This is a genomic window from Cupriavidus basilensis (assembly GCF_000832305.1).
In the GTDB taxonomy this organism is placed as follows: Bacteria; Pseudomonadota; Gammaproteobacteria; order Burkholderiales; family Burkholderiaceae; genus Cupriavidus; species Cupriavidus basilensis_F.
The window spans coordinates 1,905,603-1,922,337 of the sequence record NZ_CP010537.1 but is presented as its reverse complement, the minus strand read 5'-3'; the positions used below and the strand labels follow the sequence as shown (position 1 = coordinate 1,922,337).

Sequence of the window (16,735 nt, the reverse complement as noted above, 5' to 3'; positions counted from 1 at the left end):
CCGCCCCTGCACGCCAGGCTCGCGCTTACTTGAACATCATGCTGACCATCACCAGGGCCAGCAGGCCGAGATAGACGCGCGCATGCATGCGGTCGGGGATGCGCCCGGCCAGCGGGGCGGCAAGGCGGATGCCAGCCAGGGCACCGATCGATAGCAGGCCGAACGCGGCGAGGTCGATGTACCCCAGGTAACCGCGGCCCAGCGCCACCGGCTGGTACCACGCCATGGCCACGTAAGCCAGGGTGCCCGGCACGGCAACCGGCAGGCTCAAGGGGTTCGCCATCGCCGTAGCTTGCACCATGCTCAGCCCGCGGCGGCGCAGCAGGGGCACGGTCATGACGCTGCCCCCCACGCCGAGGAACGTGGCGACCGCGCCGATCGCCAGGCCGCCCGCCACCGTCCGTGCCTGCCCGAGGCGCTGCGGTGAGTACTGCCCGGCGCGCGCGAGAAATCCGCGCCGTGCCAGGCAATCGAGCAGCGTGACGCCAAGGTAGGCCACAAAGGCCAGGCGAATCACGTCGCTGCTCGCCAGCGCGGCGGCGCCGGCGCCCATGATGGCACCCAACCCGATGAATCCCGCCAGCGGCCACACATAGGGCCACAGGATGTTGCCCGCCAGGCGATGCTTGCGCGTGGCGAGCGAGGCGCTCAGGATCATCACCGCCGTTGAGGTCGCCACGGCGATATGCATGGCGGACTGGCCTGGCCCATGCGCGTCGGCGGCGCTCAATGCGCGGTAAAGCAAAGGCACCACCACAAACCCGCCGCCGAAGCCGAACAAGACGGTAGTCAGGCCAGTCAGGCAGCCGAACAGGACAAAAAGGAGATAGAGCATCGCAAAGGAGGAGTGGGTTCCAGGTCCGCCCACGATACGTACGGTTGACATGGCCAACTTTCGAAGATTGGTCAATAATGTTTGTGTTTCGGCCATTGCGCTTGTCCGCCGCCCTTTCCTTCCATGCGCAACGCCCGCATCGACGACTACGACCACGTGCCCAGGCCCGTGGTCGCGATCGGCACCGACTATCCCAAGGGCTACCGGCTGCCGTGCCATGCCCATCGCCGCGCGCAGCTGCTCTATGGCGCCACGGGTGTGATGCATGTGTCGACGCGCGATGGCAACTGGATCGTTCCGCCGCAGCGCGCGGTCTGGATTCCGCCGGGGATGGTGCATGAGGTCACGATGCTGGGCGTCAGCACGCGCAGCCTGTATATCGAGCCCGGCGCCGTGCCGGGGCCGGGCGATACGTGCCAGGTGGTGGGGATATCCGCCCTGATGCGGCAGTTGCTGATTGGCGCGGTGGAGATGCCGGCGCACTACGATCCCGATGGCCGGGACGGCGCGCTGGTCGCCCTGCTGCTGTATGAGATCGCGGGCATGACGGCGCTGCCCTTGCATATTCCGCTGCCGCGCGATGCGCGGCTCGCGCCGCTTTGCCACGCCTTTGTCCGGCACCCCGACACGCATGATTCGCCGCAACGCTGGGCCCTGTCGCTGCATATGAGCAGCCGGACCTTCAGCCGGTTTTTCCGCGAGCAGACCGGCATGGCGTTCTCGGCATGGCGCCAGCGCGCCTGCGTGGTCCTGGCCTTGTCGCGGCTGGCCGCCGGCGACGCCGTCACGCGCATTGCCCTGGATTTCGGCTACGACAGCCCGGCGGCCTTCTCGACCATGTTCCGCCGCGTGCTAGGCCACGCCCCCACAGAATATTTGCACCAAGGCATGGCCAGCCCGCGCGCTGCCGGCGAGCCGCTGGCCGCCGCATTGCCGCCTGCCGGCTTGCCCGCCGACGCCTTGGCCCGCCGCTAGGCGTGGCGTCGCCGCGCCATTTATCTGCCAAGGAACGAGGCGAATTCCCGGACACGCGTCAGAATAGCTTGTCGACGCAACATCAGACATACGGCAGGCTGCCATTCCGCCCCGGAACCTATATTGCAAACAAAGGACGCGGGAAGCGCCTGTGTTGCCTCGACCTTCATCGGCCGTTTCGGCCATTTTCTTTAGTCGGAGTACTTCAAGGGGGTTGTAATGAGCAATATGGATTCGGGTTGCCTGCAAGCTAGCCGTACGTCGCACCAGGCCGCCGCCACGGTGGCTGCCTGGCCGGATTTTGTCACCACGCGGGTGGCGGGCCACGAGGTGGAACGCGTACAGAAGCGCTGGGGCGGCAGCCACTTGCTGCACGGCCGGCAACCCGGGCCCGACGCCGTGCATTTCTCCAGCAACGACTATCTTTGCCTGCTCGGCGAAGACAAGCTGGTGCGCGCGCAGACGGCCGCCATGCGCGGGCCGGAGAGCGAGTTGCTGATGTCGGCCGTGTTCCAGTATGGCGACAACCCCACCGCCCGGCTGGAGCGCAAGCTGGCGCAGTTCAGCGGCGCCGAGGACAGCATCCTCTGCCAGTCGGGCTGGGTGGCCAATGTGGGCCTGCTGCAGAGCATCGCCAACGAGCGCACGCCGGTCTACCTGGACATGCTGGCCCATATGTCGCTATGGGAAGGCGCCCACGCGGCGCGCGCCCGCGCCGTGCCGTTCATGCACAACGACGCGGAGCACGCCGAGCGCCAGATCCGCAAGGAGGGCCCCGGCATCATCGTGGTGGATTCTGTCTACAGCACCAACGGCAGCCTGTGCCCGCTGACCGATTTCGTGGAAGTCGCGGAGCGTACCGGTAGTGTGATCGTAGTGGATGAGTCACATTCTCTCGGCACGCATGGCCCCGGCGGCGCAGGCCTGGTGGCGCAGCTCGGACTGTCGAAGCGGGTCCACTTCCAGACGGCCAGCCTGGCCAAGGCGTTTGGCGGCCGCGCGGGGCTGGTGACGTGCCCGTCGTCGTTCAAGGGGTACTTCGCCGCGGAATCGCGCCCGGCCATTTTCAGCTCAGGGCTGCTCAGCCACGAACTGGCCTGGTTCGACGCCGCAGCGGATTTCATCGTCGGGGCGAACGATCGCCGCAGGCAATTGCATGCAGTATCGGCTCAGGTGCGCGAAGCGCTGTCCGGGCTGGGCTACAACGTCTCGGCGGGATCCGAGCAGATCATCGCGCTGGAGTCTGGCACCGAGGAGCAGACGCTGGTGCTGCGCAATGCCTTGCAGTCACGCGGGATCTTTGGTGCCGTGTTCTGCGCGCCGGCCACCGCGCGGGACCGCGCGCTGATGCGGCTGACCATGCATGCCCATCTCACCGCCGTGGAAATCGAGCGCCTGATCCAGGTCTGCGCGGAAATCCGCGATGAGGTGAACCTGGCCGGCTGGCGTTCCACGCAGCGCAAGCCGCGCACGCCGGTGGCGCGCCCGCCGATGGCCATGCAGACCACGCTGCAAGCCAGCCTCGAAGCGCTGCACGGCACGGCCTGATGCCGGCTCAGCTTGCCGGGCTGTCGCCCTCCGGGTGCGGCTTGGCAAGCGGGAACTCGAGGACGAACTCCGTGTACTCGTGTTCAACCGAGCTGCAATGGATGCGCCCGTCCCAGGCCTCGAGCGTCTCTCGGCAAAAGGCCAGGCCGATGCCGGTTCCCTCGTTGCGCGGGTAGGTGTGGAAACGCTTGAAGATGGACGGCAGCTCGCGCTCCGGCACGCCGGTGCCGGTATCGCGAAAGATCAGCCGGTTGCGCCGGGTGCCGCGCTCCAGCCGAAGCCGGATATCGCCGTGCCCTGCCCGCGCCAGCGCGTGCAGCGCGTTCTTGATCAGGTTGAACAGCACCATGACCATCAGCTTCTGGTCCGCGTGGACCAGGAAATCCTCTTCCAGATCCACGCGCACCAGTTCCCGCTGGCTGGCTTCGAAGGGGTAGCGGGAAATCGCTTCCTCCACGGCCTGGCCGAGCAGGAAAACCTCGCTGGGCCCGTGCAGGGCCTTGGCGCGCGCATTGACCAGCAGCACGTCGATGCCGTGGTTCATGCGGTCGACCTCCAGCTGGATCCGCGGCAGCGCATCCTTGAGCAGGCCAAAATGGGCTCGCGGCAGGTGCAGTGAGTTCTCCGGCGTCTCGTTTTCCTCATAGAAACGGATCAGGCCCGGCAGATACCGGCCCATGCCGAGCGCCGTGGAGCCGATGCTGCGGATCGGCGTGCGCAACTCATGGGCCACCGTGCCCAGCGCAATCGCCATGCCGTCCAGCTTTTCCTGGATCAGGATGCGCTGGTCGATCTTCAGCACGGCAATGGTGCAGATGGTGAAACCGATGATCGGCAACTCCATCGGCCAGTTCACCTCCAGCATCGCGGCCGGCGGCGGCGTCACGTAGTTGTAGACCAGCCACGCCAGGGCCGTCCCCACCACAAGGGAGGTGGCGCCACCCAGCCAGCCGCTGAAGTTGAACAGGATGATGACGGCGATCACTAGCGACTGGGACCACACCAGGTTGCCGTGATTCATCAAATACATGTAGACGAAGAAAAACGACAGGCTGTACGTCAGGGTCGCCAAAAAATGCACAGGAAGCCATTTTTTGTCACGCAGATCGCGCGAGACGATCAGCGGCAGGCACATGACCATGGCCACCAGCCGCAGGGCCAGGCTCTCGTAAGGCTGGGGAAACCAGAATTTCCAGATCAGGTAGAACGCCGGGTAGCCCGTAAAGGCGAGCCACCCCAGCAGGCGGATGCGCTTGACCTGGGCCGGCTGGCGGATGTCGAGATGGACTTCCCTGGCAAGCACCCGGCGCAGGCGCATCGCGCTTTCACCGCAACTGCGTTGAATCTGGGCAAGCATGTTGAGAACCGGCTGAGGGCTGATGGTGGCAACGATGCGAAAGTGTAGCCGGATAGCGCGGTTCTTTTCTCGATTTTGTGCGCTTTTCGCGGCTTAGGCCGGAATCCGCTGCTGGCTTGCCCCGCAGCGTCAATCCAGCAGGTGGCCCATGCGCTCGCGCTTGGTCTCCAGGTATTTTTCGTTCTCGGCGTTGGACGGCACGATATGGCGCATCTGCTCCACCACCTTGATGCCCGCGGCTTCCAGCGCCTGCTTTTTCTTGGGATTGTTGCTCATCAGCCGGATCGACTTGACGCCCCACTGATGCAGCAGGTCGGCGGCAAAGGCGTAGTTGCGGCTATCGATTTCCTGGCCCAGCGCCAGGTTGGCGTCGACCGTATCGAGCCCGCCGTCCTGCAGCGCATAGGCGCGGATCTTGTGGCCCAGGCCAATCCCGCGCCCTTCCTGGCCGCGCAGGTACAACAGGATGCCGCGGCCTTCCTCGGCGATCTTCTTCATGGCCAGGTCGAGCTGCTCGCCGCAGTCACAACGGCACGAGCCGAACACGTCGCCGGTCAGGCATTCGGAATGCAGGCGGGTCAGCACAGCCTCGCCAGTGATGTCGCCAACGCTCAACGCAAGGTGTTCGATGCCCGAAACGGCACCCTTGAAGGCGTGGGCGGTAAATTCGCCAAAACGGGTCGGCAAGCGGGCCGAGCCGATCAGCTGGATCTCTGTGTCGTTCATGTCAGTCGGAGTGTTGCGCCGGCCTTGGCGGCTCGGCATCGGGGCGCTTGATAGCGTCTAGTCCGATACGGTAGCACGAGCGGGGCCGGATCGCTGGCGGGCAAGTGGCCGTGGGCGCTCCGGCGGCATGTCCCTGGCCTGAAAGTCGCGTTAAAACCGGCCCCCTTTGGCGCCTCAGCGAAGCTCGATCGGCTGGCCGTGGGGCGTGCGCCGGGCCGCCGCGTCCCACGCGTCGCGCCGGTTCAGCAGCGCGCTGGCGTCGACCAGGCCTTTGGCCGCGGCGAGCCGCTCCAGCGCGGTCAGCCAGAAGCGGTAGTAATGCTCGCCGTTGTCGGGATCCCCACCCGCCTGGGCTTCGCGGATGACCTGGGACAGGGCGGCCGCCCATTCCGTCCAGGTAAAGGCGCCGCGCTCATGCAAGGCCAGCGCCAGCGCAAAGGCCTGTGCTTCCCACGGCTCACGGAACACCGGTCCGGTGCTGTCGCAAGGCAGTGCAGGCAGCGCTGCCCGCATGGCCCGCAGGCTTGCGGGCAAGGGCAAAGTCGACGCCGGATCAGCCATGGGCCACCTCCGCCGGGTCAAGATAGGACTCCCAGCAATCCGCACAGACCGAGGCCGCGGTGGTGTCGGGGCCCCACAACTCGGTGGCGGCAAAGCGCACGGTGTAGAGCCACTGCGGCTGGTCGCCCGCCCCGGCGGCGCTGGCGTCCGGGAACACATGGGCGCCGTGCACGGCCGCGATCTCGCCTTGCCGTCCACGGCAATAGCGTGGCAGCCGGGTGTGGCCGGCGGGATGCATCTGGCGGGTGCGTACCCGGTCGCCCACCTGGAATCGGGCTGCTCCCGGTGCGGGCCGGGCGCTGGGCGTGCCGCGCGCCAGGGCCGGCGCAACCTGATCCGCGCTCAGGATGCGCGCGAGGGGCAGCGGCGGCGTGGTGGATGCGCCGCTGGCGATTTCTTCCGCGTTGGCCATGCCGGTCCTGAGCAGCATGGCTTTGAGGCCTTCGAACCAGATCTGGTAGTAGCTGCTGCCAAGGTACTGCGCCGGCGGCAGGCTTTCGCGGGCCGCGCGCATGGTGTCGATATTCCACTTGCCGAGCGCACCCATGGCGAGCGTCAGCGCGAGCATGCGGCGCTCCCAGCCGGCGTGGAATACCGGCTCATCGGCTTCCGGGCGAACCGGGCCGAAGCCCTGCATGCCGCCGAGATCCTGGCCACCGTTCATCGCGGCTCCCCTGCCGTTGCCGGCGTGGTCACATCCGGCAGCAGGCCCGTGCCGATCATCGCGTCACGGGTCACTAGGTCCGCCAGCGCTTGCTCGCCCCAGCCCTCGGTACCAGCCGGACGCATGGGCAGCACCAGGTAGCGCAGTTCAGCGGTGGAATCCCACACCTGGATCTGCACCGCCTGCGGCAGCGTAAAGCCAAAATCGCGCAACACGCCGCGCGGGTCGATCACCGCCCGCGCGCGGTACGGCGCGGACTTGTACCAGACCGGTGGCAGTCCCAGCACCGGCCAGGGATAGCAGGAGCACAGCGTGCAGACCACCATGTTGTGGGTGGTGGGCGTGTTCTCCAGCACGATCATGTGCTCGCCCTGGCGCCCGGTAAAACCGAGCGAGGCGATGGCAGCTGTGGCGTCCGCCAGCAGCCACGCCTTGTAGGCGGGTTCGGCCCAGGCCTTGGCGACCACGCGCGCCCCGTTGCGTGGGCCGATGTGTTGCTCGTAGGTCTCGATCAGGACATCCAGCGCCGCCGGATCGACATAGCCCTTCTCCACCAGCAGGGATTCCAGCGCGCGCACGCGCAGGTCCATCTCGGAGAGCGCGCTGCCGCCGTGCTCGTGCTCGTGCTCGTGCTCGTGCTCGTGCTCGTGATCAGGGCCATGCGGGGGACTGGATGGCGAGTCGGGAGAGTCTTGGCGCATCGATGTCTGGGGAGATCGTTCCGGGATCGTTCTGGCACGGACACTGCTGAGCGCCCAGTATGGCCGCACCCGCGGCGCCTGGCAATCCGGGCCGCCCGGCGCCTTCGGCAAACCATGATCCCCGCCCACCGGGCATCGAGTGCCCCTCGGCCGATCAATCCCCTCGAAAGAGGGGCAGCAGCACGGCGGGGATCTGCGCAGACTTGTATGCAAAGCCTGTCGGGACATTGACCACCCGGCTGCGTGGCTGGTCACGTTTCAATTTGATTTTGCGTTGCCACCGGTGCGGCAGCATAGCTGCCTGGACCGATTTCCCCGCCCCTGCCCTCTCCTCCCCTTTTCGGCCATTGACGGCCATTGACGGCGACCATTGACGGCGATGAAGGAAAAACAAGAGTACTGCCCGCTTTGCGGCACCCAGGCCGTAGCCCGCGCCCGTCGAGGCAGCTACGGGCAATGGGTGCGGTACGACTGCGGCAACCCGCAGTGCGGCCCGGTCGAGATCAGCACCAAGGCCCGCCGCAGCCTGCGCGAGCCCGCCCGGCAGGCCGAGCTTCGCGCCCTGGCCCGCTCCAGCCGCGAACACGGCAAGGTGCCACGCGTCGGCTTTGACGGGCCGCGCGGCGAGTTCTACGTCGAGTTCGACTAGGCCCCGCCTCACCGGGGCCGGGCGCAGCCGACGCGCATCCATTCCCTGCAGCGCACCGTACATGTAGGCATCAGGACCACCAGAGCGCGGCTTGCCCGCGCCCGCCTACACGTGACTACGCATTCCCTCGAAGCTGACCTTGAGCATGTGCTCGACGATCGCGTCGGTGCCCAGCTTGCTGTACAGCTGCAGGTACTCCACGGCCGGATCGCAAGTGCGCGCGTAATAGCTGAACAGAATCACCTCGTCGGGCAACGACGGGTCGAGCTCGCCCGCCGCCTTGGCCTCGGCCACGAGCTTTTCCAGTTGCCGGTTGAGCTTGAGCACGCGCGTGACGTAGCGCAGGTTGCGCGTGAGCATTTCGCGCACATGCGGGCTGGTGGATGGCAGGAACGGCAGCCCGCCGGTCAGGCGTACCCGCAGCGCCCACTCGAGCAAGGCGCGCAAGCGCGCCAGCCCCGTGAGATCGCCCGGGAGCTGCTCCAGGTACTCGAGCGCGCCGTCGATCAGCCGGATCAGCGCTTCGCCGACCAGGTCCTCCTTGGATTTGAAGTGCTTGTAGAGGCTGGGCTTGGAGATGCCAACCTCCAGCGCCACGTCGTCCATGGTCATCAGGTCGAAGCCCTTGCCAGCCAGGATGCGGGTCGCCGCGTCGAGGATCGCGTCCTCGCGCAGCTTGAAAGCCTGGTCCTTGAAACTCAGCCTGCCGAAAATACTCATTAGTAAATCTCGCTACTATGTAGTAATCTTTTTTCCAGAGCGGTACGAAACCATCTTAGCACCCATCCAGGCAAAGCGATGTCGAATTCAGGAAATCCCCAGCACTGCCACCCTGCAACCGCCGCCAGCCAAGCTGCCACAAGGGCTGGCGCGATTGGCGAGCGCGCGCTCGCCAGCAAGGATCCGGCATGAGCGGCGCGCCCGGAACCTATCCACGCGGCCAGCGCATCGCCGTAGTCGGCGCAGGCATCTCCGGCCTCGCGAGCGCCTATCTACTGTCGCGTCGGCACAACGTCACACTGTTTGAAGCTGGTAACTACCTGGGTGGGCATACCAACACGGTCGAGGTCGAGCTGGAGGGGGCGCGCCATCCCGTGGACACCGGCTTCCTGGTGTTCAACGACCGCACCTATCCCAACCTGATCGCGCTGTTCGCCGAGCTTGGGGTCACGGCCTATCCCACCGATATGTCGTTCTCCGTATCGCTGGACCAGGGCCGGCTGGAATGGGCCGGCAGCAACCTGAACACCGTGTTCGCGCAGCGCCGCAACCTCTTCTCGCCTAGCTTCCTGTCGATGCTGCGCGATATCGTGCGCTTCAACGGTGCCGCCGAGCGCAACCTGGCGCTGGCCACCCGGAGCGGCTGCTCGGTGGACCAGTTGCTGCTCGACGGCGGCTATGGCCAGCCCTTTCGCCACAACTACCTGCTGCCGATGGCGGCGGCGATCTGGTCCAGCGCAACCGCCGATATCCTGCGTTTTCCTGCCGCCACCTTCCTGCGCTTCTGCCTCAACCACGCCTTGCTGCAGGTCAACAACCGGCCGCAGTGGAAAACGGTGCAGGGCGGCGGGCGTGATTATGTACGGCGGATCTGCGCGCAACTGGCGCAGCGCGATGCCGCCATCCGGATATCGACGCCCGTGCGCAGCATCCGCAGGCATGACTGCGGCGTTGACCTGCTTACCGACGATGGCCCCGAGCATTTCGACGCGGTGGTGCTGGCCACCCACGCGCCCACCACGCTGCGCATGCTGGCGGACGCGGATCCCGGCGAGCGCCGTACGCTTGGCGCGGTGCAGTACCAGCCGAACCTGGCGATCCTGCATACCGACCCGGCCCTGCTGCCGCGCCGGCGCAAGGTGTGGTCAGCCTGGAACTACCTGGGCGGTGCCGTTGGCACGCACGATCATGCCGGCCACAACCGCCCGGTCTGCGTGAGCTACCTGTGCAACCAGCTCCAGCCATTGCCCTTCAAGACCCCGGTGGTGGTGACGCTCAACCCCGTCACCGCGCCGGCGCCCGGCACGGAACTGGGCCGCTACCACTATCAGCATCCGGTCTTCGACCTGGCCGCCGTGGCGGCGCAGTCCGCGCTGCCCGCGTTGCAGGGTCGGCGCCGCACCTGGTTTGCCGGAGCCTGGACGGGCTACGGCTTCCATGAGGACGGGCTCAAGTCCGCGCTGCGCGTGGCCGCCGATTTCGATGTGCTGCCGGACTGGGCCAGGCTATGAGCGGCATGGAAGACCACCTTGCCAGCAGCCCCGCCGACGCGCCGCCTGCGTGGTTGCTACTTGGCCGCGTGATGCATGAACGCCTGCGTCCCGCACGCCACCGCTTTGTGTATCCGGTGTTCTACCTGCGCTGCAATCTCGACCGCTTGCCTGCCTTGCGCCACTGGTGGTTCGGCATCGACCGCTGGGCGCCGCTGTCGCTTGCCACGCGCGACTACGGCCCGCGCGATGGCAGCGACCTGGCCGCGTGGATGCGCAGGCTGCTGGTCGAGGCCAACCTGCCGGCCGACGGCGAGATCTGGCTGCAGACGTTCCCGCGCGTGTTCGGCTATGCCTTCAACCCGGTGAGCTTCTGGCATTGCCATGACCGCGCCGGCCAGTTGCGCGCGGTGCTGGCCGAGGTCAACAACACCTTCGGCGCCAGCCACCGTTACTTGCTGTGCGCGCCCGACCGCTGCGCAATCGGCCCCGACACCGTGCTGACCTGCCACAAGGCACTGCATGTGTCGCCGTTCTGCGTGGTCGAGGGCAGCTATGCGTTCCGCCTGCGCGATACCGGCGGCACCAGCTTTGCCGGCATCGACTACTACGATGCCACGGGCCTCGTGATCCGTACCGCGATCGGCGGGCGCTGCCTGCCGTTTTCGCGCGCCAATGTGCTGGGTGCGCTGGCGCGGCAGCCCTGGCTCACGGTGTCGGTGATGGCGCGCATCCACTGGCAGGCCCTGCGCCTGTGGCTGAAGAACGTGCCGTTCCGCGGCAAAGACCCAGGCCCCGGTGCCGGTCCGCCCGGCCCGACGAGTTTCCCCAACCCATCCGCCAACCTGTCGCAGTCCGAGGAAAACAAGCCATGACGCCCTCTCGCGCGCTAACCCTGCCGCCCGACGGTGCCCCTGCGTCAGCCCGTCTTTTCTTAACCCTGCTCGAGCGCATCCGCGTTGGCCACCTGTTGCTGGTCGCGCCCTCGGGCGAGCAGTGCCTGTTTGGCGATCCGCATGCCGGACCCGGCGCGCGCCTGGAGCTGCGCGACTGGCGTGCCTGTGCCGATATCCTGCGCGCCGGGGACATCGGCTTTGCCGAGGCCTACCGCGCAGGCTGGCTCGATACGCCGGATCTCACCGCGCTGCTGCGCCTGGCCATCCGCAATGAGTCCGCGCTGGCGCGGACCGTGGTCGGCAGCTGGCTGGCGCGGTGGTGGTACGGCCTGCGCCACCGGTTGCGCCCCAACAGCCGCACCGGCAGCCGCCGCAACATCCACGCGCACTACGACCTGGGCAACGCCTTCTACCAGCGCTGGCTGGACCCGACCTGGACTTATTCAGCCGCGCTGTTCCAGGGCGAGCGGAGCCGGCCGCTGGAAGCGGCGCAGGACGCCAAGTACCAGCATATCGTCGACACGCTTGGCCTCAAGCCCGGCATGCGCGTGCTGGAAGTGGGCTGCGGCTGGGGCGGCTTTGCCATGCATGCGGCAAGGCAAGGGATCCACGTGCACGGCATCACCATCTCCGCCGCACAGCTTGAGGTAGCGCAGCAGCGCGTGACCCAGGCCGGTCTGCAAGGGCTCGCCCGGCTGGAGCTGCGCGACTACAGGGACCTTGATGGCGAGTACGACGCCATTGTCTCCATCGAGATGTTCGAGGCCGTGGGCGAGCGCTATTGGCCCGGCTACTTCCAGATGCTGCGCCAGCGCCTGCGGCCCGGCGCGTGCGCGCTGGTCCAGTCGATCACCATCGAAGAGCCGCGCTTCAAGGCCTACCGCGCGAGCAGCGACTTTATCCGCGAGTACGTGTTCCCAGGCGGCATGCTGCCCAGCCCCGGGCGTTTTCTGAAGGCCGGGTTGCGGGCCGGGCTGGAAAGCCGCGTCACGCTGGCGTTTGGCCCGGACTACGCCGAGACGCTGCGGCGCTGGCGCGCGGCCTTCGAGCAGGGGCTTGATGATGTCACCGCGCAAGGCTTCGATGCGGTCTTCATCCGTACCTGGCGCCTGTACCTGTGCTACTGCGAAGCCGGATTCGACGAAGGCCGCACCGACGTCATGCAGTTCGTGCTGCAGCGGCAGGCCTGAGATGCGCCGCGCTGCCGCCGCCCTCGCCATGGCCATCCTCTGTGTCCCGGCGCTTGCCGCGGCGGGCTGGCGCGCAGACGTGCAGCCCGCCCGCTTGTCGGGCGAAGGCGAATTCCGCCTGTTCGGCTTTCGCCTCTATTCCGCCCAGCTCTGGAGCGCGCAGCTGCCGATCGCGCCAGACGCGCCGGATGCGCCCTTTGCGCTGCAACTCACCTACGACCGCAGCATCAAGCGCGAGCGCCTGGTCGAAACCAGCCTCGACGAGATGACGCGCATCGGCAGCGCCGGCAACATGCCGCCCAGCCTGCAAATGCTCGATCGCTGGCGCGCAAGCCTGGCACAGGCGTTTGTCGACGTGCGCCCGGGCGACACGCTCACCGGCGTGTTCATGCCCGGCAAGGGCGTGCGCTTTTACGCAGGCGATCGGCTGACCACCGAGATCGACGACTCCGCCTTTGCGCTGGCGTTTTTCTCGATCTGGCTCGACCCCGCCACGCGCGCGCCGGCGCTGCGCCAGCGCCTGCTCGGGCTCGCACGATGACCGCGCCGCACCTCGGCATCGCGACAGCCGCGACGCCCACCGCGCCCACCGCGCCCGCCGCGCCCACGGCGCCCAATCCCGCCCCGGCATCCGCCATGGCTGCCTATGGCCTGCTCGGCATGCCACTGGCCATGGCTGCCCTGCCGGTCTACGTGCAGGTGCCCGCCTACTACGCGAGCGAGCTCGGGCTGGCCATGTCCGCGACCGGCACGGTGTTGTTCGCCGCGCGGCTGATCGACACCGTGCAGGACCCGTTCCTCGGCCGCTGGATCGACCACCTGGCACAGCGCGGCAAGCTGGCGCCCGCGTTATGGCTAGCGTGCCTGGTGCTCTCGGCGACCTTTGCCATGCTGTGGCTGCCGCCTGTGCGCGGCGGGGCGCTGGCCGCCTGGCTGGCGCTCTCGCTGATACTGGTCTACAGCGCGCACAGCGTGGTCAACATTGCTTATCTGGCCTGGGGCGCGCGCGTGTCTGGCGAGCCGGCCACGCTGACCCGCGCCGCGGCCTGGCGCGAGGCAGCGGGCCTGGCCGGGGTGATGCTGGCCAGCGTCTTGCCTGCCTGGCTTCTGGGCGCATCGGGCTGGCCCGCCGCGCTGGCCATGGCGGGCTATGCCTTGGTGTTCGCCGCCTTGCTGCTGGGCGCGCTGGCGTTGCTGCTGCGGCACGCGCCGGCCTGGCGCCACCACAGCGCTGGCGTGCACGGCTGGCGCGCCACGCTCGCCAACCGTGCATTCCGGCGCCTGCTGCTGCCGTATTTCCTTAACGCGATATCGGTCTCGATACCGGCTACGCTGGTTCTGTTCTTCGTCCAGGATCGGCTGGGCGCGCCGCAGTGGTCCGGCGCGTTCCTCGCCACCTATTTCGCGGCGGGCGCCTGCGGCCTGCCGCTTTGGACCCGGCTTTCCGCGCGCATCGGCCCCACAGGGGCCTGGCGGCTTGGCATGACGCTGGCGGTGGCCGCCTTTGTCTGGGCGGCCGGCCTGGGCACAGGCGACACCGGCGCCTACCTGGCCGTGTGCGTGCTGGCGGGGCTTGCGCTTGGCGCCGACCTGGCGCTGCCGCCGGTGCTGCTGGCCTGCCTGATTCCCCCCGGCGAGCAACCCGGCGGCTACTACGGCATCTGGAGCCTGCTGGGCAAGCTGGCGCTCGCGCTGTCGGGCCTGGCGCTGCCGTTGCTGGCCTGGTGCGGCTACCAGCCGGGCGCCGGCGGCACGGCGCCCGGCAGCCATGCCCTGGCGCTGGTCTACGGCGGCCTGCCCTGCCTGTTCAAGCTTGCCGCCATGCTGTGCCTGCGCACGGTCCCGGCACCACCGATGGAGGACCCGACATGATTCGCCTTGACCCTTCGCACTGCGGCAAACGGCTGCTGCTATACGCCGCGCTATGGCTGGCTGCCTGCGCCGGCCCGGACGTTTCGCAGTATGCGCAGCAGCAGCCCGTGCTCGATGTGCCGACTTTCTTCGGTGGCAAGACCGAGGCCTGGGGCATGTTCCAGAAACGCAGCGGCGAGGTCGTCAAACGCTTCACGGTAGCCATCGAGGGCCGCCGGCAAGGCAGCGATTTCGTACTGGACGAGCACTTCAGCTACAGCGACGGCAGCACCGAGCAGCGCACCTGGACGCTGGCGCGCCAGCCCGACGGCACCTGGCGCGGCCGCGCCGGCGACGTGGTGGGCGAAGCGATCGGGCACAGCGCGGGCAATGCGCTGAACTGGCGCTACACGCTGCGGCTGCCGGTGGGAGACACCACGTATGACGTGCAGTTCGACGACTGGATGTACCTGGTCGACGCGCGCACCATGATCAATCGCGCCAGCGTCTCGAAATTCGGTTTCGAGGTTGGCCAGGTCACGGTGTTCTTCCGGCGCCCGCAATCACCGCAATCACCGCAATCTCAGCAATCTCAGCAATCTCAGCCATCTCAGCAATAGCCGCGATGGCCGAATCGCGCCTGCGGCGCAAATCAGAGAGGCAACCATGGCCAGGACGGCACTCAACCCCCGCTGGACGGATTGGCACGAAAAGCGGGTCTGGCTGGTCGGCGCATCGAGCGGCATCGGCGCGGCGCTGGCGCGCGCCCTGCTTGCGCGCGGCGCCTGGGTAGCCATGTCGGCGCGCCGGGCTGAAGCCCTCAAGGCGGTTGCCGGCGATCACGCCACGGCGCTGCTGCTGCCGATGGACGCCACCGATCCGCACGCCTGGCGCCTGGCGCATGACACACTGCGCGAGGCCTGGGAGGGCGTGGACCTGGTGGTGTTTTGCGCCGCCGATTATCGTGCGTTGCGCCCCTGGGAGCTGGAGGCCGAGAGCGTGCGCCACACCATCGAGACCAACCTGAACAGCGTCTACTACGGGCTGCAGGCCACGCTCACCGACATGCTCGCGCGCGGCAGCGGCAGCCTGGTGCTGGTCGCCAGCGTGGCCGGCTACATGGGCCTGCCCAACGCCACCGTCTACGGGCCGACCAAGGCCGCCCTGATCAACCTGGCCGAACTGCTCTACGCCGAACTGCGTCCGCGCGGGCTGGGCGTCTACCTGGTCAACCCGGGATTCGTCAAGACACGCCTGACGGCCAACAACGCGTTCCCGATGCCTGCCCTGCTCACCCCCGAGGCCGCCGCCGAGGCCATCCTGCAGGGGCTGGCGCGCGGCCGCTTCGAGATCGATTTCCCGCGCCGCTTCACCCGCCTGCTCAAGCTCGCCAGCCTGTTACCCTACCGGCTGCGCCTTGCGGCGCTGCAAAGAGTGATGGACGCGCCGTGATGCCCCTGACCGGCCCGAACGCACTGACGGAGTTGACCGCATTGACTGAATTGACCGAGTTGACCGCCCTGCTGCGATGGTACGAAACGCTCTCGCCCGCCTCGCTGGGCGACATCGCGCGCTTCTATGCCGACGATGCCCGCTTCAAGGATCCCTTCAACGATGTGCGCGGACGAGAGGCGATCCGCCGGATCTTTGCGCACATGTTCGTCGCCACGGACAACCCGCGCTTTGTAATCGGTGAGCAATTCCGGCAGCCGGGCCAGGCGTTTGTGCTGTGGGACTTCCACTTCACCCTGAAGGGCAAGCCCTACCAGGTGCACGGTAGCTCGCATTTTCGCTTTGACGGCGATGGACGCGTGACACTCCATCGCGACTACTGGGACGCCGCGCAGGAGCTCTGGCAGCAACTGCCCTGGCTCGGGCCGCTGGTAGGCTGGCTGCGCCGCCGCTTCGCCGCGCCGCTTTCCTAGCCGCGCCAGTGCGCTACTGCGCTTCGGGCTGGCATTGCGCGTGATCCCCCGTTACATTCCAAGCAGTTTGTGACCGTGTGCGCCCATGCCCCGGGGAACATCCCGGCGGCAAGGGCGGTCACTATCGCGTGCCGCGCCCAACCGAGGCGATCCCGGCCCGACAAGGAACGCTCAATGAACCTCACCGTCCACGACCTCCTGGCCTTGGCCTGCGTCAGTATCCTGACCGTGACCGTGGTCGCCATCCACTACGAAGCCCTGCGCCTGCTGTCCGGCATGAATCCGCGCCGCTGGACCGGCCGCGTCAACGTTGGCGTGCTGATCGTCTGCATCATCCTGGCCCATGGCCTCGAGGCCATGGTGTTTGCCGTCGGCTACTGGGTGGCGGGCCATGTGCTGGGCCTGGGCGGCCTTGCCAGCGCCCATCCCATCACGCCCATCGTCTACCTTTACTTCTCGCTTGAAACCTTCACCACGCAAAGCCTGGGCGACATCGCGCCGGTCGGCGCCACGCGCCTGCTCGCCAGCATCGAGCCGCTGGTGGGCCTGATCCTGATCGGCTGGTCGACATCCTTCACCTACATCATCATGCGCCGCGACTGGCCAACCGGCACCTCCAGGCAAGCGGCGCAAGCGGATCTGTAGGC

At 67.5% G+C, this 16,735-nt stretch carries 19 protein-coding genes; 12 read left to right on the top strand and 7 right to left on the bottom strand.

The annotated features are described in order from the left end of the window. Positions 1-25: 25 nt before the first annotated feature. Entirely contained in the window at positions 26-835 is an 810-nt protein-coding gene (locus RR42_RS29275; protein WP_043355129.1) for a sulfite exporter TauE/SafE family protein, read from the bottom strand. A gap of 123 nt (positions 836-958) precedes the next feature. Here RR42_RS29275 and RR42_RS29270 point away from each other — a divergent pair, with 123 nt between their 5' ends. Continuing rightward, the gene (locus RR42_RS29270) at positions 959-1,810 is read left to right on the top strand and encodes an AraC family transcriptional regulator (protein WP_043355127.1); all 852 of its coding nucleotides are present in this window, start codon (positions 959-961) and stop codon (positions 1,808-1,810) included. A gap of 219 nt (positions 1,811-2,029) precedes the next feature. Then, complete coding sequence (gene cqsA / locus RR42_RS29265) at positions 2,030-3,358, top strand: alpha-hydroxyketone-type quorum-sensing autoinducer synthase (RefSeq protein ID WP_236702226.1); 1,329 nt, start codon at positions 2,030-2,032, stop codon at positions 3,356-3,358. A gap of 7 nt (positions 3,359-3,365) precedes the next feature. On the opposite strand, the gene RR42_RS29260 is transcribed toward cqsA, so the two are convergent. The 5 genes from RR42_RS29260 to nthA form a co-directional block, all read right to left on the bottom strand. Further along, positions 3,366-4,715 (bottom strand): sensor histidine kinase, encoded by a 1,350-nt coding sequence (locus tag RR42_RS29260; protein ID WP_043355126.1) that lies wholly within the window; start codon positions 4,713-4,715, stop codon positions 3,366-3,368. A gap of 129 nt (positions 4,716-4,844) precedes the next feature. Further along, positions 4,845-5,441: a GTP cyclohydrolase II gene (gene ribA / locus RR42_RS29255; protein WP_043355124.1), complete on the bottom strand. Its 597-nt coding sequence runs from the start codon at positions 5,439-5,441 to the stop codon at positions 4,845-4,847. A 174-nt stretch (positions 5,442-5,615) separates the two neighbouring features. Next, positions 5,616-6,002, bottom strand: coding sequence for a nitrile hydratase accessory protein (locus RR42_RS29250; RefSeq protein ID WP_043355121.1), 387 nt, complete (start codon positions 6,000-6,002; stop codon positions 5,616-5,618). After that, positions 5,995-6,666 carry a nitrile hydratase subunit beta gene (gene nthB, locus RR42_RS29245; RefSeq protein WP_043355120.1) on the bottom strand — a complete coding sequence of 224 codons (672 nt, stop codon included), beginning with the start codon at positions 6,664-6,666 and terminating at the stop codon, positions 5,995-5,997. The genes RR42_RS29250 and nthB overlap by 8 nt, the downstream gene beginning before the upstream one ends. After that, positions 6,663-7,367, bottom strand: coding sequence for a nitrile hydratase subunit alpha (gene nthA, locus RR42_RS29240; protein ID WP_043355119.1), 705 nt, complete (start codon positions 7,365-7,367; stop codon positions 6,663-6,665). The genes nthB and nthA overlap by 4 nt, the downstream gene beginning before the upstream one ends. 379 nt (positions 7,368-7,746) lie before the next feature. Here nthA and RR42_RS29235 point away from each other — a divergent pair, with 379 nt between their 5' ends. Continuing rightward, positions 7,747-8,016: a hypothetical protein gene (locus tag RR42_RS29235; protein WP_043355118.1), complete on the top strand. Its 270-nt coding sequence runs from the start codon at positions 7,747-7,749 to the stop codon at positions 8,014-8,016. Between the two features lie 105 nt (positions 8,017-8,121). Here RR42_RS29235 and RR42_RS29230 read toward each other — a convergent pair whose 3' ends face one another. Further along, complete coding sequence (locus RR42_RS29230; RefSeq protein ID WP_043355116.1) at positions 8,122-8,736, bottom strand: TetR/AcrR family transcriptional regulator; 615 nt, start codon at positions 8,734-8,736, stop codon at positions 8,122-8,124. Between the two features lie 188 nt (positions 8,737-8,924). Here RR42_RS29230 and RR42_RS29225 point away from each other — a divergent pair, with 188 nt between their 5' ends. The 9 genes from RR42_RS29225 (at position 8,925) to RR42_RS29185 (ending at position 16,733) form a co-directional block, all read left to right on the top strand. Next, complete coding sequence (locus RR42_RS29225; protein ID WP_043355115.1) at positions 8,925-10,247, top strand: NAD(P)/FAD-dependent oxidoreductase; 1,323 nt, start codon at positions 8,925-8,927, stop codon at positions 10,245-10,247. A 5-nt stretch (positions 10,248-10,252) separates the two neighbouring features. Next, positions 10,253-11,101, top strand: coding sequence for a DUF1365 domain-containing protein (locus tag RR42_RS29220; protein ID WP_043355113.1), 849 nt, complete (start codon positions 10,253-10,255; stop codon positions 11,099-11,101). Next, positions 11,098-12,312 carry an SAM-dependent methyltransferase gene (locus tag RR42_RS29215; RefSeq protein WP_043355111.1) on the top strand — a complete coding sequence of 405 codons (1,215 nt, stop codon included), beginning with the start codon at positions 11,098-11,100 and terminating at the stop codon, positions 12,310-12,312. The genes RR42_RS29220 and RR42_RS29215 overlap by 4 nt, the downstream gene beginning before the upstream one ends. A gap of 1 nt (position 12,313) precedes the next feature. Next, complete coding sequence (locus RR42_RS29210) at positions 12,314-12,853, top strand: chalcone isomerase family protein (RefSeq protein ID WP_043355110.1); 540 nt, start codon at positions 12,314-12,316, stop codon at positions 12,851-12,853. After that, positions 12,850-14,184 carry an MFS transporter gene (locus tag RR42_RS29205; RefSeq protein ID WP_082055143.1) on the top strand — a complete coding sequence of 445 codons (1,335 nt, stop codon included), beginning with the start codon at positions 12,850-12,852 and terminating at the stop codon, positions 14,182-14,184. The genes RR42_RS29210 and RR42_RS29205 overlap by 4 nt, the downstream gene beginning before the upstream one ends. Next, complete coding sequence (locus tag RR42_RS29200; RefSeq protein WP_052495052.1) at positions 14,181-14,783, top strand: DUF3833 domain-containing protein; 603 nt, start codon at positions 14,181-14,183, stop codon at positions 14,781-14,783. The genes RR42_RS29205 and RR42_RS29200 overlap by 4 nt, the downstream gene beginning before the upstream one ends. Before the next feature lie 46 nt (positions 14,784-14,829). Beyond that, positions 14,830-15,615: an SDR family NAD(P)-dependent oxidoreductase gene (locus RR42_RS29195; RefSeq protein ID WP_043355108.1), complete on the top strand. Its 786-nt coding sequence runs from the start codon at positions 14,830-14,832 to the stop codon at positions 15,613-15,615. A 41-nt stretch (positions 15,616-15,656) separates the two neighbouring features. Beyond that, positions 15,657-16,088, top strand: a complete 432-nt coding sequence (locus RR42_RS29190) for a nuclear transport factor 2 family protein (RefSeq protein ID WP_330218540.1) — start codon at positions 15,657-15,659, stop codon at positions 16,086-16,088. A gap of 174 nt (positions 16,089-16,262) precedes the next feature. Beyond that, positions 16,263-16,733: an ion channel gene (locus tag RR42_RS29185; protein ID WP_043355107.1), complete on the top strand. Its 471-nt coding sequence runs from the start codon at positions 16,263-16,265 to the stop codon at positions 16,731-16,733. The last annotated feature ends 2 nt before the right edge of the window (positions 16,734-16,735 follow it).